Source organism: Ekhidna sp. (assembly GCF_965212185.1).
Classification (GTDB): Bacteria; Bacteroidota; Bacteroidia; order Cytophagales; family Cyclobacteriaceae; genus Ekhidna.
Genome location: NZ_OZ243102.1, coordinates 3,775,340 through 3,802,302 on the forward strand (window position 1 = coordinate 3,775,340; position 26,963 = coordinate 3,802,302).

A 26,963-nucleotide genomic window follows, 5' to 3' on the forward strand; every position below is an offset into this window, starting at 1 on the left:
AATTCATCACCCACCCCTTTCTCCCCTCCCAGGAGGGGATTGATTATCATTCAATTCAACGATTCCTCTCCTCGGAGGGGTCAGGGGTGGGTTCTAGTTCAGCAGTTGTGAAATAAGAGAAACAGAGAATATCGTCAACATAAACCAACCAATAAACCCCTGAATAATCGCCAGATATCTGGGCAAGCCTTTGATGGGAATCTCCCCGAAACCGAGGGTAGTGAAGGTGTTGATGGAGAGCATCACTGCGTTTAGGACTTTGATAAAGAGGTCGTAGAGCAGAGCGATGATGAAAGCGCCGATGACCAATGAGGATTTTAGCCATCGCTGAGATTTCGGCGTGTCTTCCCAGGTGCCTTTCAAGACATCTACTTTCCCAAGCAATGCCGAGACCAACCTCGTTCCAGACACGGACCATTTATACAACGGCATAGCCACTCCATAGAAGAATCCGGGTGCCTTTTTGCCATGCTCCTTGAAGTAGGACTTGAATTCTTCAAAGGGAACTAACTCTTCATTTTTCTCCTCTAAGTAAACTTCTTTGGCGCCCTCTTGCTGCTTAGAGTATTTGAGAAAGAAACGCAAGCGATCCATGATCCTCATGCGTCCATGACTATCCCAGTGGTTAGGGAAGAAGAGGTAAATCAATGCGAAGAAGGCGATGACATAGACTGCAAAGACGATGGCCTTGGATGGCTCTGTACCGTAATCAGAAAAAAGTCTTAGGAATTGATTGACCTTCCATTTGAAGTACGTCCTGAAACTTTGGTCTTGCTGATATAAATAACCGAGTCGTTGGGTTTCCAAATCCTTCAGTTCGAGGAAGGCTGCATTGGCAAATTCTGTATCGTGCTGGCTCTTGTATAGTGCATGAAGCTTCCCAAGTAATTTGGTTTCTTCCTTGAATGCCTGCGTATTTTGATGTCGATATTCTTCCAGGTAGTTGGTCATTACAGAATCAATATTTCCAAGATGATCCAATTGTTCTCGACTTAAAGCCCCTAAACTTCTCAGATAATCGTAGTATGGGCTATGGCTAATTAGGCCAGCACTTAGCTGTGGCCATGCGATGCTATTCTCCTGTTTTATTTCCGAAAGACGTAACCGAACCGGATGGTTAATTGTATTTCCTTCCATGATTAAAGTCTGAAAAGGAAGGTCAGATCCAATTACCATGTCTAGCCGATTCTTGCCGAAATCATTGCCATCAAGTTCGAACATTGAACCTCCAGGTGCAAGAATGCGAACTTGACCATCTCCCTCAAAATCACAATTAGAAACCCAAAAATTTAAAAGTGATCCAACCCAGTAGGCGTTTTGCGAAAGAGATTGATCTATTGGATAAATAGTGGACTCCATTATGATAAATTGAGCTGGGATTATGTCATTTTGATTTCGATCATAGGAAGTTCTTAAGAGGTGCCCCTTATTAAATACACACTTAGTAAACGTAATTGAGAGATACCACACACGTCCTAAATACGAGTGATACACTTCCTCAAGTCCTTGATCGAATTCAACTCGAACCGCTTGATTAAAGGTGCAAGATTCAAAAAAGGCAAATGAATTCTTTAAGCGAACTTCTTTATTGAATACGATGTAGTAGAATGTTTCAGTATTATCAAAACTCCCGCTCACTCTATAAAAAAAGACGTTCTCAAAGTGTAATTCCTTATTAATCTGGATGGTGTCTTTTCTGATATAAACACTATCATGGACGTGAGCACTGGTTTTGGCATAGGCCTTATCTGTGAGGCTATCAAAAACGATCGCAGCGTTTTTCAAAGTGAAGATGCTGTCCTCTTCAGCGTCGATCATCTGGAAAAACTCGGAGTAGGAATATTCTTTGAACTCAATCTCCTCCCCTTGACCCAGGCAGTTTAAAGCGAGAAAAGAAAGTAAGAGCAGACCGGTAAATCTCATTGGGTGATTCGGTTGGCTCCTGAATTTACCGGAAAACAGGGAGAAGGGCAATTGCTAAACTTTGAACGTCATTCCGGTTTCCGTAGAGTAGCGAAGGAATACCGGAATCTCATGAATCATATCTGTAATAATTTCAAGAGATTCTTGAACTCCGCTGCGCTTCATCAGGAATGATGAGTAAGAAGTGAAGGACGGCCTAGTTTAAAAGTTGACTGATCAAACTCACACTAAATATCGTCAACATAAACCACCCGATAAACCCCTGAATAATCGCGAGATACCTCGGCAAACCCTTGATCGGAATCTCACCGAAACCAAGCGTGGTGAAGGTGTTGATGGAAAGCATCACTGCGTTTAGGACTTTGATAAATAGGTCGTAGATCAGGGCGATGATAAACGCGCCAATAACCAGTGCTGATTTAAAGAACTTCCCTTTCTCTGGCACCTCGCTCCACTTGCCATTAAGCACATCGATCTTGGAGAGAAACCACCCAGAGAGTCTGGAGCCCGAGACCGACCATTTATACAGCGGAAGAGCCGTGGCGTAGAAAAACTTAGGCGCTGTTTTGCCTTCTCTTTCTAGCACTTCCCGAAACTCATGAAAGGGAAGTAGTTCTTTTTCCTTTTCCTCCTGATAGACCTCACTGGCCCCTTCATCCCGATTGAGGTATTTCAGGAAAAATCGATATCGATCCATGATGCGGGTTCGTCCATGCGCATCCCAGGAATTTGGGAAGAAGAGATAGATCAGGGCGAAGAAAGCTATGACATAAACAGCAAAGACGATCGCTTTGGAGGGTCTCGTTCCATAGTCGGCAAACAGTTTTAGGAATTGATTGATTTTCCACTGGAAGAACGAATCGAAAGTAGGATTCTCCTGATAGATATAGGCGAGATTGGCCGTCTCCAGGTCTTTCATTTCTATGAAAACTCCATTGGCAAATTTGGCCGCATGTTGTAGACGATAATGGTTGTAAAGTTTCCCAAGCAACTTCATCTCATCCCGGTTCACTTTTGCATCTTTGATTCTCGCCGTATTGAAATAGTAATCAATGTTCTTTGTCGAGAAAAGATCATCTTCATCGGGGATAAAATCTTCTATCGAACCAAGCTTGTAAAAGGTTATGTAATTATAAAACAAAATATAGGCATCTCGATTTACTATTCCATTCCTGAACTGATCCCAATCGACGTTATCATCCTCCTTCAAGACGGGAAGGGTCATAAGAATAATATTGTCGAAGTTATTTTGGCTGATTTCAATTCTTTGGATAGGCCCCTCAGTTCCTATTTGCATCGAGACTTGTTGCTTTCCAAATTGATTTCTATCAATGTTGAGTTGATCTCCCTCCCATGCACGAATAAAAAGTGGTCCTTCTCCTAGAAACGTACAATCTGTTATCCAAAAGTTATTTTGTTTCCGGTACCAAAAGCTATTTCCTAAACCATCTTTTGCCGGATGAATAACACATGATATTAACCCCCAATTGGTGTTAATATATTCGTTGGTAAACGAAGAATAGTCCACTCCTCCGTAAAAAGTCGAATTCTTGATATCGTTCCACGACGCAAATCCTGATTGAATCCATTGGTCTTTGACATCCGGATACTTATCATCGTATTTCACATTTAATAGTTTATCGAAGACACAACGATCCACAGATAGCAGGTCGCAATTCTTTAGCCATACTTCTTCTAAGAATCGAATTTGATATAGTGTTGATCTGAGCCTTCCTTTCCCTCCACTGGGATTACTAAGTGAATCTGGTACGGAATTGCTAAAAAGGACATTTTCCAATCGAACCTCCTTCGTAACAACGATGGTATCTTCTCTGTGAAAAATTTTTTCGGTTCCGAGTTGGGTTAAAAAGAAAAGCGAGTCTTTGGGGTCACCGTATTTTATGATCGCATTTTCAAGCCTAAAAACCGAGTCGGTCTCCTCTTCGATCATTTGGAAAAACTCTGTGTAAGAATATTCTTTGAACTCAATCTCCTCCTTCTGCGCCAGACAGTTTAAAGCGAGAAGAGAAAGTAAGAGAAGTCCGATAAATCTCATTGGGTGATTAGGTTGGCTCCTGAATTTACCGGAAAACAGGGAGAAGGGCAATTCATGACCTGTCTTGTCCTGAAATAGGTTTACACAATTTAAGTGTGAAATGAGAATTAAAACAGGAAGCCGTATTTATCGAAGTGATTCGGAGAAACTACGAATAATACAAGAAGTACTATCAGGTAAACTTAGTAAAGATGCAGCTCAGCGCAAGTATGGAATCAAAGGCCATAGTGCCATCACCAACTGGATGCGTAGTTTTGGTATAAGGGAGCCATTAAAAGGCAGTGTTTATATGTCTAAATCAAATAAGGAACAGGAGAATCCTGAAGATTTAACTGCAAGAATTAAGGAACTAGAAGAAGCACTGAAGTTAGCTGAGCTAAAGTCAGAAGCTTATTCAAAAATGATTGACATAGCCGAGGAGAAGTTTTCATTGAAGATCAGAAAAAAGTTGTCCACCAAACAGTCAAAGCCATGAAGCACATTTATCCATCAGTAGGGCTGAGCCGTATTTGTGGGCTGTTTGGTATAAGCAGGCAATCCTACTATCAGTATCAGGCGAGAAACAGATCATTGGAGTCCACTCATCAACAGATACTGCAATTGGTTCTGGATCAAAGAGCATCTCATCCATATTTAGGAGGCAGGAAGCTCTTTCATCTGCTTCAGTCGGATTTTGATCGTTTAGGTATCCGTATAGGCAGAGATGCATTTTTTGATCTGCTTTCCAGCCATCATTTGCTGATAAAGCGAAGAAAACGACGGGTATCGACGACAAACTCCAGGCACTGGTTTAGGAAGTACCCTAACTTGATTAAGGATCTGGCTATTCAAAATGTGAATCACGTTTGGGTGAGTGATATTACATATTGGAAGTGGAGAGATCGCTTTCATTACATCTGCCTAATCACCGATGCTTACAGTCGAAAAATAGTAGGTTATGAGTTATCTGATAATCTGGAAGCCATCAATAACCAACGAGCATTACACATGGCAATCGAAAGCCAACCTGGATCTTTAAAGGGACTGATCCACCATTCAGATCGAGGCATCCAGTATTGCAGTCATGAATATGTGGAAATGTTATCCGCTAGAGGTATGCTTATCAGTATGACTGAAAATGGGGATCCATTAGAAAACGCTATTGCCGAACGAGTCAATGGGATAATCAAAGAAGAATATCTTCAGCATTATGAGGTGAAAAGTCTCTCACAGGCCAGAGACCTCTTAAGTGAAGTAGTAAAACGCTACAATCAAGAAAGACCTCATCTAAGCTGTGGGATGATGACACCCAACCAGGTTCACTTAACGAATATTAAACCGGAATCTCTTTGGAAGAATTATTGGAAAAGTGCAACTGTCAACGTAAAACAGGACTATAATCAAACTGTCAACATATGTCAGGATTAACTATGTTTAATTGTAAACTTATTTTAGGACGACACAACCCACCCCTTTCTCCCCTCCCGGGAGGGGATTGGATTCTCATTCAATTCAACTATTCCCCTCCTCGGAGGGGTCAGGGGTGGGTTCTAGTTCAGCAGCTGTGAGATTAGAGAAACCGAAAATATCGTCAACATAAACCACCCGATAAACCCTTGAACAATCGCCAGGTACCTCGGCAGACCTTTGATCGGTATTTCTCCAAAACCTAGCGTGGTGAAGGTGTTGATCGAGAGCATGATGGCATTGAGGACTTTGATGAAGAGGTCGTAGAGCAGGGCGATGATGAATGCTCCGATGACTAATACAGATTTAAAGAACCTTCCTTTCTCAGGCACATCACTCCACTTGCCATTGAGCACATCAATTTTGGAGAGAAACCAACCCGAAAGTCTTGAGCCTGAAACCGACCATTTGTAAAGTGGCAGGGCAGTGGCATAAAAAAACTTAGGAGCTGTTTTTCCTTGCTGCTCCAGGTAATCCCTAAACTCATGAAAGGGCATTAATTCATTTTCCTTTTCCTCCTGATATACTTCACTGGCTCCTTCGTTTCGGTTCAGGTATTTCAAGAAGAAACGATATCGATCCATGATGCGGGTACGACCATGGGCATCCCACGAGTTGGGGAAGAAGAGGTAGATCAATGCGAAGAAGGCAATGACGTACAAGGCGAATATTACGGCCTTTGCCGGACGTGTGCCATAGGCGGAAAAGACTTTTAAAAACTGATTGATCTTCCACGTGAAATAGGAATCGAAAGTGGGATTCTCTCGATAGAGATACGCCAACCGCTCTGTCTGCAGGTCTTTGATTTCTGCATAGAGAGAGTTTGCGAAATCAATATTTCCTTGTGCCTTGTAGAAAGCGTAGAGTTCGTAGCGCATTTTGGTTTCTTCCCGATAAGCAGCCGCATTTTCTATTCGATAATGATCCAAAAAGTACTGAATGCTGGAGTCGGCATATTGGACTTTATAATAATCATCTAGATCATATCCCCATTTCTTCAACAGATGTTCTCCATATGCTATGTTGTAGGGGAAGTCATTAATCAACCTCCCTTCAAATTGAGTCCAATCAAGGGTATTCGACGTTGCTGGAATTTTAGTATTGAGAAAAACGTGATCATCTATTTCATTATCCATCACGGATAAACTAGCGTTATGATCAAGCTCATTTATGTTAAGAACTACTTTAAGTCCGGAGAATTCATTTTTATCAAAGCTTAAGATTTGGAGTTTGTCAAATCTGATTGGAAAAATTCCATTTCCGATAAACTTGTTTTCGATGAAATTAGCTGTGGTAAAATTAATTAGGACAATTCCCTCAAATCTCCAGCTCTTTGGATAGTCATAGACAAGGTTATTAAGAAAAAGAATCTGCGTTGGGTACTTATCCTGATAATTGGATACACCGTCAAACATAACCCCACCTTGCAATCTGTTGTCTCTAATGAGTATGAAACTTCTCGAACTTGTGCTTACTGCTTTGATAGCGTCAAATCTATTCTGAGAACGATCCCGAAAGGAAATACTTAGACGCTCCTTGAAAGTACAATACCGAAAATGAAAACTAATAGCGTCTTTTATATGCACCTTGCGGCTAAAAGAAATATGATGCAGGACTGAATTGACTTTTCCATCTTCCGTGTGCAAGTCTTCAAAATGAACATCATCGAGAAATAATTGTTTGTCCACAAAAATGGTGTCAGTTCTGCCGGAATGGAATTCATCCCAATTCCCGTTAAAACCGTGCAGACTATCTGTAGAAGGATCATATTTTATGATCGCTTTTTCCAGCCGAAAAACGGAATCTTCCGTATCTTCAATCAGCTGAAAAAATTCTGTGTATGAGTATTCATCGTAAGTATACTCTTCCTCCTGGGCAAGCAAAAACGAGGATAAAACAACAAAGAGTACGAAGGCGATAAATCTCATTGGATGATTAGGTTGGCTCCTGAATTTACCGGAAAACGGGGAGATGGGCAATAATCGCTCCATCCGCTGGGCTCTACTCATACGCCGAGCCACACCCCACTATCCTCCCGTGAATCTTTGATTTCCTTTTGTCTACAAAAGGAAGAAAAAATCAAGGCACGCGCCGGCAATGCCAACTCTCCAGGCATGGGTGGTTGTGAATGGACTTTTAGGTTGGAGTGGCCCCACATTCAATTTCAATAACCACGAAATCAAAGCAAACTAAAAATATAAGAACCAACTACTTCGGCTCCATAATCAAAAAGACGGCAGTGTCTGCTCCAATATTTAACACCTCGTGCCACTCAATCTTCTCATTGTAAAAGGAGTAGCCGGTGGGTACGTTTACTTCCCTAATTCCTGTGGTATCCTTTATTCTGAATGTGCTTCCAACCAATGTATATCCAAAATGAGCATCATGGTAATGTCGCTCATGGCCCACACCAGGCGGAAAAACGCATTGAAGTACTCTCACCTTTTCGTTATCCTCAATTACCTCACATACTGCTTGGTTATTCCAGCCTGCTTCTAGTGGATCCGGGAGATTTGATTCCTTTTCAAGTTTTTTAGTACAGCTGAAAATGAAAGCTGCCATGAGCACAATACATATTTTATTCATTGCAAATATTTCTTTCGAAGATTAAGATAAGGTTTGGCCCTTATTAATATTTGTTCGTAAGCAACATTCTTCTAAGGTCAGTAATTTCTTTTACATGAGGAATGTCTTTTGATCTATAAATTCCTCAATGGAAGCACCGTGGTTTATATTTACTGGTATGCGGAATACTGTCTTGACTCTTTGCCTACTAGCATTTTCCATATCATGCAGCACAAAGGAAAATGCAACACTTATTGCTTTCAATACCTACTGCGAAATGGTAGCCAATGATGCCAAACCCATTGCTTTATCTGAGCCTATCTCAACTGAAGAAATGGATGAGCGTTGGGATGCATTTGAAGAGATTGCTGAAAAATGGAATGTCTCGATTTACCGAGAAACCAACTTTCCAGTCACACAGCTCTTTTCGGCAAAGGTGACTGTAGGAAAAGAAGTTGTGGCCATTTATCGAGAACCTCGTCTGAAGCAATATGAGCAACTCAAAACAGACCTTGACAAAATTGAGCCAATGGAAGCTGCAAGAAGGTTTGGTCGGCTTTTGGGGTATAGTCCTCAAGGAATCAACGAACTACTGATGAAGAATACAGATTTTCGAACATTGGATAGTTTCGGTGTGGAGCGGCAGATCACTCACCTTTATTATGAAAATGCTGAAGAAGCGAAAAGATTTTATCGAGAAGTGCTTGGTTTAAAGACAACAGATTCGAATCGATTCATTATTAGCGAAGAGGCACAGTTACAAATCAATGCTTTCGATGATGAACATACATCTGATCAGGCAAAATCTACAGCAATAGCTTTCTTGACGGATCAATTACCCTTGTGGTATGATCATGTTCAAGCCCAAGAAGTTCCAATAAAATATACGTACAAACCCCGTGAAGGTGGTCCGCATGATGGATTTGTAGCGATCGATCCAGGCGGTTATTTATTGGAATTTGAAGAATTCAAGCAACATCCTGAAAATGAACTATTCATGGCTTACCTCGAGAAGGCTCCACGCATCACCACTAGCATCGAAGACTTAAATTTTTACGGTTCTATCACCTGGACCTATCACCATGATCTGTTGAAGATGCAAAAATTCTATGAGGAGGTTTTAGGATTTCAGCTAGTTGCAGATCAGGGATGGACTAAGATTTATAGAACCTCACCAACAGGATTCATCGGATTGGTGGATGAGCGTAGAGGCATGATGGATTATGCTGATCAAAAAGCTGTGGAAATCGAGTGGAGTCTAAGCGATCGAAAGTCTTCACACGTATATTTTCAACAGACAAGTGTTTGGAATGGTGAGAAAAAAGCGCTTATGGGACCAGAGAAATATCTATATCTATTACGTTAAAGAACATCATAATTCAGGATATAAGATGCCTCTCCTTTCAGGTTACTCATCATTTCTGAATAGCTCCCGGATTGATCGATCTCAAAAATGAATGAACCTAAAATTTCGTTACTACTAATGAAATCTAGTTCCCAGAGGTCAATGCATACTTTTCCAGCTTTGACATTGAAGCCCAAATTGATAGCGGCCTCCTCATCTGTATCAATCGGATAAAATTTTGATTTGACGGGCCAAATTTTCTTTTCTCCAACTTTCAAATAGATTTCATCTTTATCAGATTCATCGGTCTGCATGCAGGTGATTGAAACAAGTTTCAGTTTTGGCATAAGCGGTCAAGTATTTTAGTTGACAATATCGCAAACTGTGGAAGAAAAGCAAAAGCTCCTTTCGGAGCTTTTTAGTCTTTTAATCTTTATCCCAACCATCTGGACGCTTCCAGCGAACAGGTGCTGGAGGTTCTGGTTTCATCTGAAATTCTTGAGTCTCCAATAATTTCATAGCTTCTTCGACCGCTCTTTCCAATTGAGGGTCTTTTCCTGCCATTAGTTCTTTCGGTGTTTGAATCACTTCAATGTCCGGAGCAACCCCTTCTCCCTCAACTGCCCAGTTTCCATCATTATCATAGAATCCACCACGTGGTGCGACCATCCGTCCTCCATCTATGAATCGTGGCGTATCCCAGGTGCCCACCAGACCTCCCCAGGTAAGTGTGCCTACCAATGGGCCCAGGTTTTTCGCTTTAAACATGTACGGGAGCAGGTCACCGCCAGAGCCCGCCCGCTCATTGATGATCATCACTTTTGGTCCCCAAATGCCAGCCATCGGTGTAGTCCATGGTCGATTGTCATTGGTTTTACTATTGAAGTAGCCGAAGAGTTCACGAGCCATCACATCGATCATGTAATCTGCTGCAGAACCTCCTCCATTGTTTCGTTCGTCCAGGATAACTCCTTTCTTATCCTGCTGGGAAAAATAGTATCGATTAAAATTGGTGAATCCACCTCCACCCGTATTGGGAATGTACACGTATGCCAGCTTACCATTGGACATATCAGAAACCTTCTTACGATTCCCTTCTATCCAATCTGCTGTTCGCAGCTGATATTCGTTTTGGATTGGCTCCACAAAAACATCACTTCCTCCAGCTGCCGGTTGAGAATTAACAGTCAATCGTGTAGTTCTTCCAGCAGTTTGTTCCAGCAATTGATAAATATTAGTCGAACTAGTTAATGCCTGCCCATTTACAGCCGTGATGTAATCTCCTTCACTGACATTAAGGCCGGGAGTAGATAATGGACCTGAAAGGTTAGGGTTCCAGCTTTCACCGTCATAAATTGTTTTGATTCTGTAAAAGCCATTTTCCAGACTAAAATCACAACCCAGCAAACCAACAGGAACTCTATCGATATCTGGCATGTCTCCACCGGAGACATAACTATGACCAACAGCAACTTCTCCGCTTAAAATATCAACCATGTAATTAAGATCTGTTCTATGACGGACGTCTTTGATCCAAGGTGCGTACCATTCATAGACCAGATCCCATGGAGCTCCGTGTACATTATCTACATAAAGGAAATCCCTCATGTATCTCCAACCTTCCCTAAATATTTGCTTGTATTCAGCCTGAGGGTCAATTTTAATTTTTGCACTTGTGCTGATTTTGTCATCACCGGAAGCTTTTCCGCCAGCTTCCGAAATGGACCAGCTTCCTCCAGACCTGTGCAGGACGTATTGTCCATTAGAAGAACTCACTGCTTCATTGACTTCAGTGCCGAACTCTGAAGCCTCCATTTTATCCAAATCAAATTTGTGCACCTTCAGACCAGATTCATTAGGGATTGCCTCAGCTACAAGAACCGAATTTTCCTTGCCCGCCACCAAACCAACATAGTTCCTGTTTGGCATATCCAGAACAATGATTCGATCAGATAGTCCATCCTGATCAATAGCAACACTTTTCGATTCATCTTTATCTTCCTCCTTGTCTTTCTTGTCATCATCTGCTTTTTCGCTTTCCTCCTCATCACTTTTCACGATGGTGGGTGAAGGGGTGTCTTTTGAAAGGATTAGACAGTACAAGCTCCTTGTTACCTGAGGATCGTATGAACTCATATCCAGCCAGCCAGAGTTCAAACCATAATTGGTACTGGCCAGGAAGTAGAGATATTTTCCATTCTGATCCCAAACCGGAGTAATCGCATCTGCCATGCCATCTGTTAGCTGTACTTTTTCTCCGGTTTCTACATTATGAGCAAAAACCGCTTTGAAGTGACTTTCTAATTGCTTGGCATAAGTAATCCACTTGCTATCTGGTGACCACACAGGATTCATTGCCCGATTAGGATGTGCATATCGATCAGTATCGATCTTTGTCACTTTTCCTGACGAAAGTTCGATGGACCAAATGTTATAATCTGTGTCTGTATAAGCAATACGCTTTCCATCTGGCGACCAATCTGGTTGGAAGTAGAAGGTTGGGTTTTCTAGTGAATATGTTTTTTGATTGCCACCATACTGATCGGCCACAACAAGTTGGTATTCTCCACTTCTATCAGAAAACCAGGCTACCTGAACCCCCTTGGGTGACCAAATAGGTGATCGATCTGCAATACCTGGTGTATTGGTAATGTTTCTCCAGCTACCTTCTTCCTTCGGGAAAGTGAAAATTTCTCCTCGGTATTCAAAAATCGCTCGCTTACCATTCGGTGAGATATTCGGATTTGATAAGTCACGACCACTAACGTCATCCCACCGTGGGCGAGCAAAATTCATGTCACCGGAAACATTGATGACCAATTGCTCAGAAATTCCTGAATTTGGATTGAGCAGATGGAGGTATCCACCCATTTCATAAACAATGGCATCACTTGTTGCATCCAGTGACTTGATATCAAATTTTTTGTGAAAAGTAACTTGTTTTTCTTCTTTCGATACTGGATCAAAAGACCAAATATTACTTAAGAAATCCCTTTCTGATAAGTAATAAACCTTACCGTCAAACCAGACAGGATTGAGGTGTCTTTCATTGTCTGTACGTGGCGTTCTTATTAAATCTTTGGATTCCATATTTACAATCCAAATGGGCTGTGCCTGACCTCCTCGATAATTTCTCCACTCCGGATCCCAATAGGTAATTGGCTCATACGCAACATACTTACCATCAGGTGAAAGTTCGCCGCTTGCGATGCGAGGAATCTCAAAAAGATTAGGCAATCCTCCTTCCATTCCGATGGTATACCACCGATTAAGTCGGGTTGGATATGCGGCTCTTGTTGAACGGAAAATTACTTTGCCATCAGGAGTCCAGCCTTGCACAATGTCAGCACCAGGATGGTAGCTCATTCTCTTCGGAGATCCTCCCTTAGCTGGCATCACATACACATCGGTATTTCCTTCATACTGTGCTGAAAATGCTATCCACTTCTCATCAGGAGAAAAATGCGGCATGGATTCATACCCTTCATTGGTAGTCATTCTTACAGCATCTCCTCCATTCCGACTGACTTTCCATAAGTCGTTGGCATAGACAAAAACAATATCTGTTGAGGATATAGTTGGTTGCCGAAGTAATTGTGTGCCTTGTGCGAAAATTGAAAATGAAATAAGTCCTCCCAAGAGGCATAAGGTGAGATTTCTTTGCATGACTTGAATCGGTTAGTGTTATCTCAAGTTAGCCAAATCCAAATAGGTAACCAATCAGAATTTGATGGGAGTTCAAATTAATACTGTCGCTCAATTTCTATTGGTGTTGGATTGCAATGGTCTTTCGATGTGATTGGGAAGGCTCATGCCTATTTGACGAAGAATTACTGGAAAAATAAAAAAGCCGGAAGTTCCGGCTTTTCTCGATAGTGAGTGTATGCTAATTTCCGCTATCTGGCTGAATTAAAAAAGGAGTTTTCCCGTCGGTGATAATCACTCGAGTACCAGGAGAATTTGCCAGCTGCTTAAAAGCCTCAATGCTTTGCCACTGAATAATCTGTGGACTAATCCCTTCTTGAAGTATTTTTTGAGCATCACGAATACCCTCTGCCTCAACTTTTCTTCTCTGAGCCTCTAGTCGTTCTCTTTGAAGCACAAACTCCATACGCTGAGCTTCTTGTTCTGCTTCGAGCTTATCTTCCACAGCCATATACAAGCCAGGAGGAAGCTGAATGGTTTTTAGCAAAACAGCTTCTATTTCAAAACCACGTTCAGACAGCAACTCCTGCATCCGGATTTTGATTTCTTCTTCAATCTCAGCGCGTTTTACAGTATGCATATCCTTAGCAAAAAAGCGAGAACATACATCTGCCGATGCAGATCTGAAAACACTTTTAATTACTACCTCTTCATAGTTGGTGCCGATATTTTCAATAATGTTCGATGCTTCTTCTTTTCTTATGTGGTACAAAATCGAAATAATCGACTGGACGTTGAGTCCTTCCTTGGAGGGAAGATTACTTAGAATCTCCACATTAACTGTGCGTATCGGAAGCTTAATAATGATTGAAGTAAATGGGTTGTAAACTTGTGAACCTGACTCAATGGTTTTTGAGCTAAGCTTACCCATCTTCCTTTTTACACCTACTTCACCTTGTCTTACAATGGCACAAGCGCTCATCATGAGCACAATTGATGTGCTCACTAAAATATATTTTAACGTTTTCATTTGATTGTATTTAGAGTATTAAAACTGATTTTGTAATAGCTATAAGTGGTTAGTCTTATGTCTAAATCTCTGTTTTAAGTGACTAGTAAAATACATATGGTCAATATTGAAGGGGTGTTGCCCACCTTCTATGGAAATAGTATTAAAATGTTCAGTAGCTGTTAATTCCTGAGATGATTGTTTTTTAGTATTCAGTTTAACAATCCGGCCATATCTTTTGGAGTGGAAATGATAATGAAGTGCCTCTTCAGATCTTTCGGTCTTTTCAGTTTTCTCAGACCCTTCCTCAACGACGATAAAACTTCCTGCATAGGAAATAATCAGCAAAAAGAGTAGCTGAATAAGCCGTTTGAGTATTGATTTAATCAAGATCTTGTAAGTTGGTACACAACTTAATAGCAAAAACCACTCCAAAAAAATAAGATCTCCTTTATGAATGACCTATTGGAGTATGACAGATACCACTTAATCTTTAATGATTGGAGCAGTTGTATCATCAGATAGCATTTCATTGATTTCGCGTATGATTTTATCTACTTCAATGGTAGATAGTTTAATTTCTTTAAGAAGCTCCTTATTTGTTTCAGGGTCATCAGCAAGCAAATCAGCTAATCCAATGAGTCGCGCTACAGGAGCTCTAGTAAGATGTGAATTGCTATAAGAGAATTGCCTTATTTTTTGATTTTGTTCATAAACTTTTTTGGTTCTTTTCTGAACCTCATTTTCTAGATTCTGATTGATTATTTCAAGCTCTCTTCTAAATTTTCTCTGGTTTCGAAAGAGTCGATAGAGGAAGAATAGCAGTAGTAAAACGGCCAATAGAAGCAGTCCTAAAAGGAGATTGTTTCGTGAGGTAAGTTTATTTCTTTCAATAAGGAATTCGATCTGGTTCTCGGCTTCCTGAAGTTTATTTTCCGCCTGCAGATATTCATAATTGACTGCAGGCGAAGCATTAGATCTTGCTATTAATAGGCTTTGCGTAAAATCTAACAATTCAAATAGCTTATCTGAATCCTTAGGGTCGTAAAACCTCTTGGCATTTTTTATAAATTCCTGAATAGTAAAGAGTCCATCAACCTGCTTTATAAATTTTTCTGCTTCATGAAAATGATACTTGGCATTTTCAATGTCTCCGATAGCAGAATATGCAGAACTAAGAGTAATATGTAGCCCACAAGCACTTTCAATTCTTCCACTTTCCTTTGAATAACTTAGATCCTGAAGTGCTAATGGTATCATTTTTTCATAGTCATTTTTGAGGAAATAAATGAATGCTAAGTTTCCAATGGCATTGTATAAAACACCATCTACATCATAAACTTTTGATTCCTCAATTACTTCATTCAGAAAGATTTCTGTTTGTGGGATTCTGGTTGAATCCAAATTACAAGCTGCTGTAAGGATACTTCCAAATAGGTTTTTTCCAAGTAAATCTATCTTTTCGCTTATGGGCGTATTTCTCTCAAACCCGCTTTTTAATGATTTCTGATAATTAAGATAGGCTTCATGTGCTGCATTCCATTGATCAGCAATTGCCAAAGTTCTGACTAAAAAGTATTGAGTCAAAAAACTCATTGCTTGATTATTTTGCTTTTCAAAACCCTCCACAGCCTTTATAAATTGGCTTTCTGCCGCTTCTACATCTTCAAACATGTAGAAATAACCCTCTGCCAGATAAAGGATTGGATAGTAATTGACTTGTTTTCTAATAAGTATCTCTTCTTTGGCTGCAATTAGATTTTCGGCCGATGCTTCTGGAGAGGAATTTCTTGTGGTAATTGATAAAATTAGGTTCCTTTCTATTGCATTCTCAGGAAGCCCCACTCTTATTGGATCTTCAAAAAGAATAGCATCTACAATTTTTTCATCAAAAGCCTTGTTAGGTAGTTGAGCAGCAAGGCAATGAAATAAGAGTAGGAACAATAACGATATGTTTCGCCTACCTATCACATCAATTAAATTTAGAAACAAAATACATCAATGCTTGATAAGTTCTGTTAACATTTTAAAGCAAATAGGGTACGGTCAATAAATAATGAATAACTGATTCAATATGAGAGAATCTTTCAATAATGCTATATTGATTGACCCATATCTTTGATGAAAACTTGTTTTTATGATTTACCTCAACAATGCCGGTACCACCTGGCCAAAGCCAGTATCCGTTACAGAAGCAATTGCTCGATTTAACCAATTACCGCCTGATCGATGGTTAGAAGTTTTTGAGGAAGGGATCCAAACAGTCACATCCTTTTTTGGGATTACAAATCCTGATCGATTTCTATTTGCTCAAAGTTGCACGCAAGCACTTGCCACTGCATTTAGCGACTTTGAATGGAAAGCCGGAGATCGTTTGATCATTAGCACAATGGAGCATCATGCATTATCAAGGTGGTATTATAAACTTCAGAATGAGCAAGGTGTTGAGGGAGTGATCATCCCTAGAGCTGAGGATGGGCCATTTGATCTTAATGTTTTTGAAAGTGAATTGAAAAAAGGAGCACGAATGGTAGCCATTTCGATGGCGAGCAATGTGAGCGGTGAGATTCTCCCTTTTGAAGCAGTTATTCGATTATGCAAAGAAAATGGTGTGATATGCTTACTTGATGGCGCACAAACAGCAGGGATTATTCCAATTAATATTTCTGAACTTGATCCGGATATCTTCGTGTTTGCAGGTCATAAAGGCCCATTTGGTACTCAGGGGATTGGAGGATTATACCTGTCAGAACGAGTATCAATGACATGTCCAAGTGCAGCCTGTGAGCTTGTTCCGGGAGAGAAGAAGCCATCGGCTTTTCCTAGTTATTGTGATATCGGCTCAGCTCCCATGATGACGATTGCCGGGTTAACGGCCGGGATTAAATGGTTGGAAGCAAAAGGTTGGGATGAGTTGCTTAGCCATAGAAATAAGTTGGTTAATAAAATGAGAAATGACCTTTCCGAAATTGATGGAATTGACATTGTAGGCAATCAAGACTATCATCGATTTACGGGAGCCGTGTCAATTAAAAGCTTATCTATTCCACTTCAAGAAATCAAAGAAAAACTGAGAAAGGAAAACAAAATCATCGGTAGTCTGGGCTTTCAATGTGCGTCGCTAGCGCATGAAGCACTAGGCACAGCTCAAACAGGTACACTAAGATTTAGTGTGGGTCCGATGAATACTGATAATGAGGTTGAGTTAATGTTAGAAACCTTAAAAAAATTTGTTTGATGTCAACCGAGATTATTATTTCTTTGATTTCTGGGGGCACAATTATTCTCGGAGTGTATTGGTGGAGAAAGGGAAATCATCTCATTTTAAATGGTAAAAAAGTAGATGCTCTAGTTTACGCAAATAGACATCAATATCATCCAACAAATAATAAGATAGGACTATACTTTCCAGTTGTTCGATTCCTTACTGAGGAAAAGGAATGGATTACTAAGAAATTAGAAATTGGCTATAATCCGCCTTTAGAAGAAGGTTCAAAAATTAAAATTATATACGATCCTGACAATCCTGAATACTTACAAATTGACAATTCCTTTATGCTGGAATTTTTACCAAGAATTCTAGTCACAAGTGGACTTATTGGATTAATTCTAAGCTTAATGTATTATTTAGAATTCATTTAGGTGTTCGATTCGCTTACATATTCAATTATTACTTGTGTCAGCTTAGACAAATCCGTCTCATCAATCACATATGGAGGCATAATATAGATTAGGTTCCTAAACGGTCGGATCCAAACTCCCTTGTCTACGAAGAATTTCTGCGCTTTTGGAACATCAACGGGATCTTTCATTTCTACCACACCGATAGCTCCAATTACTCGAACGTCTTCAACTATCAATGCATTAGCAAGTGGGATTAGTTCTTTAATCAATTGCCTTTCTATGCCTTTTATCTTGTTCTGCCAATTACTATTGAGCAGCAATTCCAGGCTTTTGATTGCAATGGAACAGGCCAGCGGATTACCCATGAAGGTGGGTCCATGCATGAAGACTCCAGCTTCTCCATTGCAGATTGTTTCGGAGACATGTTGGGTGGTAATAGTTGCGGCTAAGGTCATATATCCACCAGTAAGGGCTTTTCCCACACACATAATATCAGGAGTTACGTTAGCATGTTCACACGCAAATAGTTTTCCTGTTCTTCCAAAGCCTGTAGCTATTTCATCTGCAATCAGAAGTATTTCATAATCATCACAGAGTTCCCGAATCTTTCTTAAATAGTCAGGAGAGTAAAACCACATTCCGCCGGCACCCTGTACGATAGGCTCCAGAATAAATGCAGCGCATTTATCGCTATTAAGTCTAAAAAACTGATCAAGCTTTGCCAATTCTTCCTCTTCATAGGTTTCATCAAACCTATTTTTAGGCTGATCAACGAAGAAATGTTTGGGAAGAAATTCGGCAAACAAATGATGCATACCGCCTTCAGGATCACTAACAGACATGGCACCTGTTGTATCGCCATGATACCCATTACGGATAGTCATGAATTTGCTTTTCTGAGATTGGCCTTTTGCATGCTGATACTGAATGGCCATTTTCATAGCAACCTCTACAGCAACGGATCCGGAATCCGCTAGAAATACTTTTTCTAATCCCTCTGGTGTAATTTCAACCAACTTTTGACAAAGTTTAATGGCAGGTTCATGTGTGATGCCACCAAACATCACGTGAGCCATTTTTCCCAGTTGATCTTGAGCTGCTTGGTTTAGCTCAGGTACATTATAACCATGAATGGCTGTCCACCAACTGGACATACCATCAATGAGTTCTCTGCCGTCAGCAAGTTTCAACCTGACACCCTCTGCTGATACTACCGGATAAGTTGGTAGTGGCTTGGTCAGAGAGGTATACGGATGCCAAATGTTGGTTTGGTCGAAGGATAGGTCTTCTTCGTATCCTCCCCCTGACCCCCTCCAAAGAGGGAAATTGCTTGGATTAGATGGTGAGTTGTTTTGCATACTTATTTACGATTTCTTCGTTGATTTCTTCTTCTTTTTCAATCTCCAGCAGACACTTGGCATTAGACCATTTCATAATTACCTCAAAAGTAGATGGGTTTTTATCACCGTTGAAGATAATTCCCAGCAAAGGGATATTGCTGTTCTTTAGCGCATTTAGTGATAGAAGTGTGTGATTGATACTTCCCAGGTAATAATTTGAAACAAGGATCACTGGTAATCCTGTGGAGGCTACCCAATCAATATTCAGATAATCCTCTCTCATTGGCACCATTAAACCTCCAGCCAATTCGATGATTAGGTTGTTGTCTGTTTTTGGTATTTGGAGTTGAGATTCTTCAATTAAGATGCTGTCGATAGCCGCTGCAGCATGTGGCGACATGGGCTCTGAAAGACGATAAGCTTCGGGGTAAATGGTTGTCTCCGGTGACCATCGATGCACCTTATGCGAGTCGGTATTTTCGAGATCTCCTGCTTGAATGGGCTTCCAATAGTCCGCTTTGAGCGCCTTGCATAGAATTGCTGATACCACTGTTTTTCCAGTATCTGTGCCTATGCCTGAGATGATGATTTTTTGGTTCATATCCTCCCCCTAACCCCCCTCCAAAAGGGGAAATGTTCATTTTAGTGTTTCGAATAGCAAATCTATTTCCTCTTTGGTATTGTAAGAATGAAGACAGAAGCGAATGCGTTCTGATCCTTCAGCTACACTTGGCCTTCTGATTGGGAGGGCGTTAATTCCTGCATCTTTCAACTTCTCAGCAGTTTGAACTACTTCTTTATTTCCCGGTACTATCAGGGATTGAATTTGAGTGCCAGAATCGAGCCATTGTCCATTCGATGGATTTCTATTTTTCTTGAAATATTGGATAATTTCTTTCAGTTGATTTCGGTCCGCACCACATTTCGAAAGATACTTGTACATGGCAGCAATGCTTGCAAAATGATGATTGGATGGTGCCGTTGAAAATATCATAGATCTTGAAAAATTGACTTGATATTCTTTCAGCCAGGATGGACCCACAACCGCACCTCCATGGATACCCGGGGCTTTACCGTAGGTAAATATTCGGGCAAAAACCTGATTTTCCAATCCAAGGCTTTGAACCAACCCTTCACCAACCTCACCATAAATGCCAACCGCATGAGCTTCATCCACAATCAGGAGTGCATCCTGTTTTTTACATAAGTCCGATATCCCTTTAATGGGGCAAGTGTCCCCATCCATGCTATAAACGGATTCAACAAGTACAATTTTTTGACCGCCAGTTTTTTCTAATCTCTCTTCTAAATCTTGCAGGTTATTGTGTTTAAACCTTAGCTTTTTAGCATGTCCTAACCGGACACCATCAATGAGGCTGGCATGTATGAGTTCATCACAGATCAAAGTGGTGTCTTTTACTGCCAGGCTGGAAATCAATCCAACATTTGCCATATAGCCAGATGCATAGATCAATGCACTTTCTGCCTTGTGAAATTCAGCTATCTCCTTTTCAACTTGCTCGGCATATTCACTGTTTCCACTCAGTAAGCGTGATCCTGTTGCCCCATTGAGTTTTGGTGCATTTCGACATTCTTCCTCAATTGCTAAACTCAAACTCTGAGATTGTGCCAACCCAAGGTAATCGTTGGAATAAAAATCGATTCCTTCAGGTAGTATTGGAAGGGCTCGCAACAGGTGTTGCTTTTTTCGTTCTTCGAGTGCTTTTTGGTAGATATTCATTCCTCCCCTAACCCCCTCCAAAGGGGGAAATTTTTCTATGCCTCCACTTCTGTCTCTTTCTTCTCGTACTTAAATGCTTCTCTAGGCTGCAGGCCTAAAAGGTCAAACATTTCCTTGTCGTCGTTAAAGTCCGGGTTTGGTGTGGTGAGTAATTTGTCACCAGCGAAAATGGAATTGGCTCCTGCCATAAAGCAAAGGGCCTGTTCCGTCAGACTCATCCCTTCACGGCCGGCAGATAATCGAACGACTGATGCTGGCATAACCAGTCGTGCTGTTGCAATCATTCGGATCAGTTCATGAGCGGCTACTCTTGGTTGCTCTGCTAATGGAGTACCTTCTATTGGTACCAGTGCATTCACCGGCACAGATTCTGGATGCTGATCCATGTTGGCCAACGTTAACAACATATCCATTCGGTCTTCTGCAGACTCTCCCATACCAATGATACCACCAGAACATACACTGATTTTTGCTTTTCGAACATTGTCAATGGTCTTGAGACGATCGTCATATTCCCGGGTAGAAATGATATCGTCATAATAAGCTTCAGAGGTATCAATGTTATGATTGTATGCGTACAAACCTGCATCAGCCAATTTTTTTGCCTGCTCTTCTGTTACCATTCCCAACGTACAGCAAACTTCCATATCCATGCTATTCACCGTCTTCACCATATCCAGGACTTTATCGAAATCGCGATTGTCTCTGACTTCTCTCCAGGCTGCACCCAAACACATTCTGGAGGCGCCATTAGCTTTTGCATTTTCAGCCTGTGCCCTTACCTCATCTACTTCCATCAATTTATGGACTTTAATGTCTGTATGATAGCGAGCTGCCTGTGGACAGTAGGCACAATCTTCAGGACACCCGCCAGTTTTTATGGAAATCAAACTACTTACCTGCACCTCCTTTGGATCATGGTATTTCCGATGCATTGTTGCTGCATCGAAAACAAGTTCCATAAGAGGTTTATGATAAATCTCTGAGATCTCTTCAAGTGTCCAATTGTGTCTTACGTCTGCCATAAATCGTCGATTAGTATGTAGCTGCAATAATACGCAAGGCAGGGCAATAAAAAACCCCGATTTCATATTCGAAATCAGGGCCAGTCATGAATTAGTCTCACCAGAATTCATGATTATTTTACTTAAGTAGATTTATATAAAATCAGACCCGCAAAACGATCCATTAAGTAAAAAGCTATCGCAATGAAAAATACGTTAAGATGAATGTTGAACATCCAATAAGTCATTAAAGAAAGAATTGTCAACATGATAAAATAGCTGGCAAAACCGGCTAAGTATTTAGTCAGCTTCTTACCAGGCAATTTCTTGATGTAATTTTCGATCATGTCTCCTTCTACAAAAACGAGATAACTAAGCAAGGCATACGCTGTAATAATCAGCAGGAAAAACCAAATGTTTACGATCGTATCCCCTTGCTGAATGGTCATTAATGCATTTAATAGAATTAACGGTCCAGCAGTAATCTCTAAGACTGTTTCATGCATATCGTTTTCAAAAAAATCTCCAATCACTACGATCTTATCAGCTGTAAATTTTTGGATGTCCTCATCAGTCAAATAAAGTAATTCTCCCATACTGATGGGATTAAATCCTGCTTCGAGATCATAAATGTCTTTTTGGATGACTCGGTAATTCATGATGAAATTATTCATCGTCCACTCAGAGTCAACTTTTACAAATGGGCCAAGCTTTTCACTTTGCTTACCGCTAATTGCTTCATGAACCTTAAGAGGTAAAAGCTTGAGTGTGTCATTGTAGACCAGTTGATATTTATATACTCCGTCAAATGCACTTCCTATCAGGTAATCAGATATTCCAAAATTGATGTCCTCAAATATTGGTTTCTCCAATTCACCTTCATCATTGATGTGAGCAGATAGAATCACATTTTCCAGCTTTCTCAATTCCTGAACAAGCTGATCATCACTAGAAGTTGAGTCAACAAAATGGATATCAATAATGATGTATTTAGGCTTTTCTTCACCCGAATTGATGGCCTGAAGTAGTTGCGTCAATTTCTGACGATCAGTAATTGCCTGATTGCCCACAGGGAATCCAAACTCGTCGTACCGATCGATTAATTGCAGGTCATATGAAGTATTGATCAGTGCGAACTCTTCAGAATCAGGTTGGTCCCTATTGGAAAAATTGAGTGCTGTGGTGCTCCAAATTAGAAATTTTTCATCGCTTGCAAGCCAGGGCAACTTCATGAGATAAAAAGTCAACGCCATCATTGTAATGGAATTGACGATGATTAGCGCTATGAGAATTGCTTTTTTCAAACCCTATAGATCTTCTATGGCTTTACTTAGCTGTTCTTCTGTGCATTTGCCATACAGAGAGTTAATTACCTCAAGCATCGCTTCTTTATCATCAGGAAATTGATCCACCAAGCTTTTTAACTCTTCTTCCGGAATGTAACTGATATTCATATCTGTAATGAAAGCAGACTTTTGCTCCTCCGTGTCATAATAATAAAGCTTGACCTCTTTGATTGCAGAGGCATCTATTGGATTACCATCGACCGAGAAGAAATCTGTCAGATTAATATTGAGTTTTCCGCTTTCTCCCCTTAGTTTTTTATTGATGGTTTCTTCTCCAAGCTGATATTGTGCATAAAAAAATTTTGAGTCGGAGATAGGATAAGCTTCTGGTGAAACTTTCACCTCATATTCATTTCCTATCAGAGCCACTGTACCTTCATTAAAATACTTTTGAAAATCTAGTGAGTTATTAATTGCTCCGGCACGTGTGCTCAATCGACCTCTTACCGGACTAATAACGGAACTCAATGCATATAATGCATCACTTTGGGAGGAAGCAGCAGCATTTTTTTGAATAACAAACCTCCCCCGAGAGGAACTCAAAACTGCCGCTCTTGCTCCATCGCTTTCGAATTTCAAACTGGAATTTTCAGAAACTTTCGAACCCTTAGTTAGATAGCTTCCGGATTCGGTATTGTAGATTTTACCAATGATATGAATGACGGTGTAGGATTGCGAATGACTTTCAAAAGCAACCAATATCAACAGGATGAACAGCGTTCTCATGACTAATAAATTCTAAAATCGTTTTTAATATTCTCTTCTCTGGAGGTAGGCACCTGCCTTCCATTGCTAATCAAGATAACCTGCTCACCTACATATTCACGGATCTCCGAGACCGTATAATCACGATCCCTATTCAAATCGGCCCTTCTGGTTTTAAATCCATTGATTAAACAACTGGTAAAGAGACCATTTTCTGAATTGACTCCCTCTGCGGCAAACTCAGTTCCTCCGGCAGCTGAGACTACAGTCGCCCCCGTACCTTTTCGCATGTCGCTGAATAATGTTTTTGAAAGTTCAAGGGTGTTTTCGAGTCCAAAGCTGTTTTCCTTCAATTTAATTAAAGATCCAGCAGATCGAAATGCTACCGAACCAACAGCGCTCACAGATTCTTCAGCTTCCTCTACATCTTCTTCATCCAGCTCACCGGAATGACAGGTATCCATCATCAGCAATTTGTTTCTGCATTTGATGCCATCAATGATTGCTTCCAGTTCCTCATAAGAAAGGCCTCCACTCGCAGGATCATTGAAATCCATGTTGTGTGTAGCAAAGTAGTAGGTGTAGTTTTTATCCAATACACCGTGCCCAGCGATAAATATCATGACCACATCATCCACGCCTGCTTTTTCAACAAAACTTCTAATTGCTTTGATGTTAGCATCTGTGGCTTCCTGATTAACAACCAGTTTTTCATAAACATTTTCATAGGCTGCCGACCCTTTCATCGTACCAATGATGTCAGCTGCATCCTTGGCCGCAAATGCAAGATTGTATTGTGTTTGCTGATACTCAGAAACACCAATGGAAACCAGGTATAAGTCCGGCTTATCGAACCCAGTAGTCAATTGTACCTCAAAACTCTGTGGTAAAGATTCCAGACCTTGAGAATTAATGACTGTTACTTTTATTTCATTAAGTCCTTTGCCAAGTTCCACGGAAATATCTTTGGTTATCGAAGAGGATGGTGAAACCGAAATCCCGCTAGAACCAAATGCCGGAACATCATTGATGTAAACTTGAAGTCTGTCAATATTCTGGAAGTCATCTGTTCCTTTTACATTGAAAGTCAGTTCGCGCTGGTCTGTTTCTAGTGGTATAGAGAAGATATCCACTTCGACTTTTGGAAGATTTACGGATGCCGACAAATCATCTTTGCTAAAACCTAAACGCTTTAGTCGTTTCTTATATGCGGCTTCATAAGATGCGCTCAGTTTTTCAGGAGCATATCCCAACGTTTTTGCAATGATGTCAGGTCTGTTGTACCAAAGCTCTAGCTGCTCAAAAGGGAGCACATTATTTTCTTGCTTAAAGGCGATTGCCTTGGCTGCACTTTTAGACGAAGTATAATAGTAATCAGGCGTATAGGTGATAAATCCACTCTCACCTATTAAGGCCATGCTTGCACTTTTTTTCTTTTTGGCCAAATCGTACAGTGCTATTTCACCGGACTCATTGGTAGTTATAGCAAACTTTGAATCTATACTAAATACAGCATCGGTTATCAACCCTTGCTGTGTATCCTTAATTATTTCTGAACTTCCTTTTTTTATGGAAATATCATATCCATTGAAGGAGACTGAAAGATCGCCACGATTGAATTTATCTTCGAGTGACTCCTTATTTGATTTAGATTTTTTACTCTTGTAGTCAGTGATTGACCATTCTTTTAGCTCATCTTTATCGGTCAGGGCCCAAATCACATCATCGTCATTGGGGTCAAATTTCACCCAGGTGATGTTGTCTTTTTTCTCTTTTAAAGTCTTATAAATACGGCCGGTCTTGAAATTCCATATTTTCAGAAAAGAGGTGTTGACTGCCGCAGTTGCCATGTACCTTCCGTTCTCTGAAACATCAATATGAGAGATGTCTGATGATCTGTCAAACGTTCTTACCAGAGTCCCGGTCGTGATATCCCACATGGTCATGTCTCTATCCAGCGAACCAACTAGAATATGCTTCCCATCAGGCATCACATCTACTGCTAACGCCGGCTGCACATACCCTTCCATGTCTCTGATCTTACGCCCGGTTTCATAGTCCCAAAGCTTGAGTTGTCTCTTTTGGTCAGAGGTTACAATGGTTCTGTAATCTGGTGATAGCGCCAACCAATTGGTATTCTTTGTAATGTTTTTAATTTCTTTAGCGATCGGTGGAACATAGTTAATGGCCTCTTTATTTCCTGGTTCAGGAAAGTCTGCGTTTTCAATGTCGTATACCTTAATGGATCGTTCTTCATTCACGATCACCTTAGTTTGATCTTGGCTTAGAACTGCGACTCCTCTTGGGTTATTGATCTGCCAGCGGATGGGCTTAGAGACTTCTCCAAACTGATTTCTATCATCACTTAACTCAACTAAAGAAACACTTGCGCTACCCGTTTCCTCTTCATCCCCTTTTTCCGCCAGGAATGGAACGAAAACATTTTGCGAGAACAGAATTCGTTTACCGTCGTTGGTAAACTGCATATTGGAATAGGTCATGACGAAAATCGTTGTTGACTCTTTGCCAACTCGGCCATTGGCCACATTCCCAACGACTGCAAAGCCGGTCATGATTGCTTTGGTGTAAACCAGTGCTGCACCGGACCCCTTTACATTATCTAGTGCATCAGCCAGAATTATTCCTCCTTCCGGATCCACCAACTTAACTTCAACTCCATTGTTCTTACCTCCTCCAGTCACTATCCGATCTCCGGATGGTGAGATCGCAAGATTCATAATAGGAGCCGAAAACCCTTTAATAGTCTTGATAGTATCACCATCAGCATTCCACAATTTCAATATTTCATCTTCTCCGCCTGTAATTATCATCATATTATCCTTTGAGAGCTTAGCTGTATTAGCTGACCCCTCGTGAGCCTGGATCTTGGTTTTGACTTCACCTGTAATGGCATCCCAGAGTATGACTTCTCCAGCCTGATCCGCACTTACTAATAGTTTCCCATCTTGTGATAAATGAATTGAATTGACCGATGCTTTATGTGCATTGAAAGTATTTACATCAATGCCCGTTTGAACATCCCACATTTTGATGAATTTGTCATCACTTGCAGAATAAACGTGCTTTCCCGTTGGAGAATACTGAACTATATTAATTCCGGCCGTATGCCCTTGTCGGATGATCAGCTCACCTTGTGAAAAAGCATTGAGGGTTAAAAGAACGGATAAGAGAGTTAGGATCTTACTCATGATAA

20 protein-coding genes are annotated in these 26,963 nt (G+C 40.7%); 5 read left to right on the forward strand and 15 right to left on the reverse strand.

The features are described from left to right. Window positions 1-93: 93 nt before the first annotated feature. Both ACOMC3_RS16545 and ACOMC3_RS16550 read right to left on the reverse strand, forming a co-directional pair. Window positions 94-1,923, reverse strand: coding sequence for an ion channel (locus ACOMC3_RS16545; protein ID WP_420316997.1), 1,830 nt, complete (start codon window positions 1,921-1,923; stop codon window positions 94-96). Between the two features lie 196 nt (window positions 1,924-2,119). Further along, the gene (locus ACOMC3_RS16550) at window positions 2,120-3,979 is read right to left on the reverse strand and encodes an ion channel (protein ID WP_420316998.1); all 1,860 of its coding nucleotides are present in this window, start codon (window positions 3,977-3,979) and stop codon (window positions 2,120-2,122) included. A gap of 100 nt (window positions 3,980-4,079) precedes the next feature. Between ACOMC3_RS16550 and ACOMC3_RS16555 the strand changes: the two genes are divergently transcribed. Continuing rightward, the gene (locus ACOMC3_RS16555; RefSeq protein ID WP_420316999.1) at window positions 4,080-4,454 is read left to right on the forward strand and encodes a hypothetical protein; all 375 of its coding nucleotides are present in this window, start codon (window positions 4,080-4,082) and stop codon (window positions 4,452-4,454) included. Continuing rightward, window positions 4,451-5,386 (forward strand): IS3 family transposase, encoded by a 936-nt coding sequence (locus ACOMC3_RS16560; RefSeq protein ID WP_420317000.1) that lies wholly within the window; start codon window positions 4,451-4,453, stop codon window positions 5,384-5,386. Before ACOMC3_RS16555 ends, ACOMC3_RS16560 begins: the two co-directional genes overlap by 4 nt. Window positions 5,387-5,508: 122 nt before the next feature. Here ACOMC3_RS16560 and ACOMC3_RS16565 read toward each other — a convergent pair whose 3' ends face one another. Together ACOMC3_RS16565 and ACOMC3_RS16570 are read right to left on the reverse strand one after the other, a co-directional pair. Beyond that, entirely contained in the window at window positions 5,509-7,353 is a 1,845-nt protein-coding gene (locus ACOMC3_RS16565) for a potassium channel family protein (RefSeq protein WP_420317001.1), read from the reverse strand. Window positions 7,354-7,633: 280 nt separating this feature from the next. After that, entirely contained in the window at window positions 7,634-7,987 is a 354-nt protein-coding gene (locus ACOMC3_RS16570; protein ID WP_420317002.1) for a hypothetical protein, read from the reverse strand. Window positions 7,988-8,138: 151 nt separating this feature from the next. Between ACOMC3_RS16570 and ACOMC3_RS16575 the strand changes: the two genes are divergently transcribed. Further along, window positions 8,139-9,356: a VOC family protein gene (locus tag ACOMC3_RS16575; RefSeq protein WP_420317003.1), complete on the forward strand. Its 1,218-nt coding sequence runs from the start codon at window positions 8,139-8,141 to the stop codon at window positions 9,354-9,356. Here ACOMC3_RS16575 and ACOMC3_RS16580 read toward each other — a convergent pair. The 4 genes from ACOMC3_RS16580 to ACOMC3_RS16595 form a co-directional block, all read right to left on the reverse strand. Next, complete coding sequence (locus tag ACOMC3_RS16580; protein ID WP_420317004.1) at window positions 9,353-9,682, reverse strand: hypothetical protein; 330 nt, start codon at window positions 9,680-9,682, stop codon at window positions 9,353-9,355. The two genes, ACOMC3_RS16575 and ACOMC3_RS16580, sit on opposite strands and share 4 nt — an antisense overlap. 79 nt (window positions 9,683-9,761) lie before the next feature. Beyond that, window positions 9,762-13,001 (reverse strand): S41 family peptidase, encoded by a 3,240-nt coding sequence (locus tag ACOMC3_RS16585; RefSeq protein WP_420317005.1) that lies wholly within the window; start codon window positions 12,999-13,001, stop codon window positions 9,762-9,764. Window positions 13,002-13,221: 220 nt separating this feature from the next. Then, the gene (locus ACOMC3_RS16590) at window positions 13,222-14,010 is read right to left on the reverse strand and encodes a prohibitin family protein (RefSeq protein ID WP_420317006.1); all 789 of its coding nucleotides are present in this window, start codon (window positions 14,008-14,010) and stop codon (window positions 13,222-13,224) included. A gap of 465 nt (window positions 14,011-14,475) precedes the next feature. Further along, entirely contained in the window at window positions 14,476-15,933 is a 1,458-nt protein-coding gene (locus tag ACOMC3_RS16595) for a hypothetical protein (RefSeq protein ID WP_420317007.1), read from the reverse strand. Between the two features lie 193 nt (window positions 15,934-16,126). Between ACOMC3_RS16595 and ACOMC3_RS16600 the strand changes: the two genes are divergently transcribed. Further along, window positions 16,127-17,227 carry an aminotransferase class V-fold PLP-dependent enzyme gene (locus ACOMC3_RS16600; protein WP_420317008.1) on the forward strand — a complete coding sequence of 367 codons (1,101 nt, stop codon included), beginning with the start codon at window positions 16,127-16,129 and terminating at the stop codon, window positions 17,225-17,227. Next, the gene (locus ACOMC3_RS16605; RefSeq protein ID WP_420317009.1) at window positions 17,227-17,631 is read left to right on the forward strand and encodes a DUF3592 domain-containing protein; all 405 of its coding nucleotides are present in this window, start codon (window positions 17,227-17,229) and stop codon (window positions 17,629-17,631) included. Before ACOMC3_RS16600 ends, ACOMC3_RS16605 begins: the two co-directional genes overlap by 1 nt. Here ACOMC3_RS16605 and bioA read toward each other — a convergent pair. From bioA to ACOMC3_RS16640, 7 genes are all read right to left on the reverse strand, one after another. Then, window positions 17,628-18,971, reverse strand: coding sequence for an adenosylmethionine--8-amino-7-oxononanoate transaminase (gene bioA / locus ACOMC3_RS16610; protein WP_420317010.1), 1,344 nt, complete (start codon window positions 18,969-18,971; stop codon window positions 17,628-17,630). The genes ACOMC3_RS16605 and bioA overlap by 4 nt on opposite strands. Beyond that, entirely contained in the window at window positions 18,949-19,554 is a 606-nt protein-coding gene (gene bioD / locus ACOMC3_RS16615) for a dethiobiotin synthase (RefSeq protein ID WP_420317011.1), read from the reverse strand. The genes bioA and bioD overlap by 23 nt, the downstream gene beginning before the upstream one ends. Before the next feature lie 36 nt (window positions 19,555-19,590). Further along, a complete protein-coding gene (locus ACOMC3_RS16620; RefSeq protein WP_420317012.1) occupies window positions 19,591-20,715 on the reverse strand; it encodes an aminotransferase class I/II-fold pyridoxal phosphate-dependent enzyme in 1,125 nt (374 codons plus the stop codon). 14 nt (window positions 20,716-20,729) lie between these two features. Further along, on the reverse strand, window positions 20,730-21,719 hold the full coding sequence (bioB, locus tag ACOMC3_RS16625) for a biotin synthase BioB (RefSeq protein WP_420317013.1): 990 nt from the start codon (window positions 21,717-21,719) through the stop codon (window positions 20,730-20,732). 122 nt (window positions 21,720-21,841) lie between these two features. Next, window positions 21,842-23,002 (reverse strand): CHASE2 domain-containing protein, encoded by a 1,161-nt coding sequence (locus ACOMC3_RS16630; RefSeq protein WP_420317014.1) that lies wholly within the window; start codon window positions 23,000-23,002, stop codon window positions 21,842-21,844. 3 nt (window positions 23,003-23,005) lie between these two features. Next, the gene (locus tag ACOMC3_RS16635) at window positions 23,006-23,770 is read right to left on the reverse strand and encodes a hypothetical protein (protein WP_420317015.1); all 765 of its coding nucleotides are present in this window, start codon (window positions 23,768-23,770) and stop codon (window positions 23,006-23,008) included. 2 nt (window positions 23,771-23,772) lie between these two features. Continuing rightward, the gene (locus ACOMC3_RS16640; protein ID WP_420317016.1) at window positions 23,773-26,958 is read right to left on the reverse strand and encodes a caspase family protein; all 3,186 of its coding nucleotides are present in this window, start codon (window positions 26,956-26,958) and stop codon (window positions 23,773-23,775) included. Window positions 26,959-26,963: the final 5 nt, after the last annotated feature.

Excerpts from the sequence above, each read along its gene's own strand:
- ACOMC3_RS16545 (WP_420316997.1), bottom strand. The coding sequence starts at position 1,923 with ATGAGATTTACCGGTCTGCTCTTACTTTCTTTTCTCGCTTTAAACTGC.
- ACOMC3_RS16550 (WP_420316998.1), bottom strand. The coding sequence starts at position 3,979 with ATGAGATTTATCGGACTTCTCTTACTTTCTCTTCTCGCTTTAAACTGT.
- ACOMC3_RS16555 (WP_420316999.1), top strand. The coding sequence starts at position 4,080 with ATGAGAATTAAAACAGGAAGCCGTATTTATCGAAGTGATTCGGAGAAA.
- ACOMC3_RS16560 (WP_420317000.1), top strand. The coding sequence starts at position 4,451 with ATGAAGCACATTTATCCATCAGTAGGGCTGAGCCGTATTTGTGGGCTG.
- ACOMC3_RS16565 (WP_420317001.1), bottom strand. The coding sequence starts at position 7,353 with ATGAGATTTATCGCCTTCGTACTCTTTGTTGTTTTATCCTCGTTTTTG.
- ACOMC3_RS16570 (WP_420317002.1), bottom strand. The coding sequence starts at position 7,987 with ATGGCAGCTTTCATTTTCAGCTGTACTAAAAAACTTGAAAAGGAATCA.
- ACOMC3_RS16575 (WP_420317003.1), top strand. The coding sequence starts at position 8,139 with ATGGAAGCACCGTGGTTTATATTTACTGGTATGCGGAATACTGTCTTG.
- ACOMC3_RS16580 (WP_420317004.1), bottom strand. The coding sequence starts at position 9,682 with ATGCCAAAACTGAAACTTGTTTCAATCACCTGCATGCAGACCGATGAA.
- ACOMC3_RS16585 (WP_420317005.1), bottom strand. The coding sequence starts at position 13,001 with ATGCAAAGAAATCTCACCTTATGCCTCTTGGGAGGACTTATTTCATTT.
- ACOMC3_RS16590 (WP_420317006.1), bottom strand. The coding sequence starts at position 14,010 with ATGAAAACGTTAAAATATATTTTAGTGAGCACATCAATTGTGCTCATG.
- ACOMC3_RS16600 (WP_420317008.1), top strand. The coding sequence starts at position 16,127 with ATGATTTACCTCAACAATGCCGGTACCACCTGGCCAAAGCCAGTATCC.
- ACOMC3_RS16605 (WP_420317009.1), top strand. The coding sequence starts at position 17,227 with ATGTCAACCGAGATTATTATTTCTTTGATTTCTGGGGGCACAATTATT.
- bioA (WP_420317010.1), bottom strand. The coding sequence starts at position 18,971 with ATGCAAAACAACTCACCATCTAATCCAAGCAATTTCCCTCTTTGGAGG.
- bioD (WP_420317011.1), bottom strand. The coding sequence starts at position 19,554 with ATGAACCAAAAAATCATCATCTCAGGCATAGGCACAGATACTGGAAAA.
- bioB (WP_420317013.1), bottom strand. The coding sequence starts at position 21,719 with ATGGCAGACGTAAGACACAATTGGACACTTGAAGAGATCTCAGAGATT.
- ACOMC3_RS16635 (WP_420317015.1), bottom strand. The coding sequence starts at position 23,770 with ATGAGAACGCTGTTCATCCTGTTGATATTGGTTGCTTTTGAAAGTCAT.
- ACOMC3_RS16640 (WP_420317016.1), bottom strand. The coding sequence starts at position 26,958 with ATGAGTAAGATCCTAACTCTCTTATCCGTTCTTTTAACCCTCAATGCT.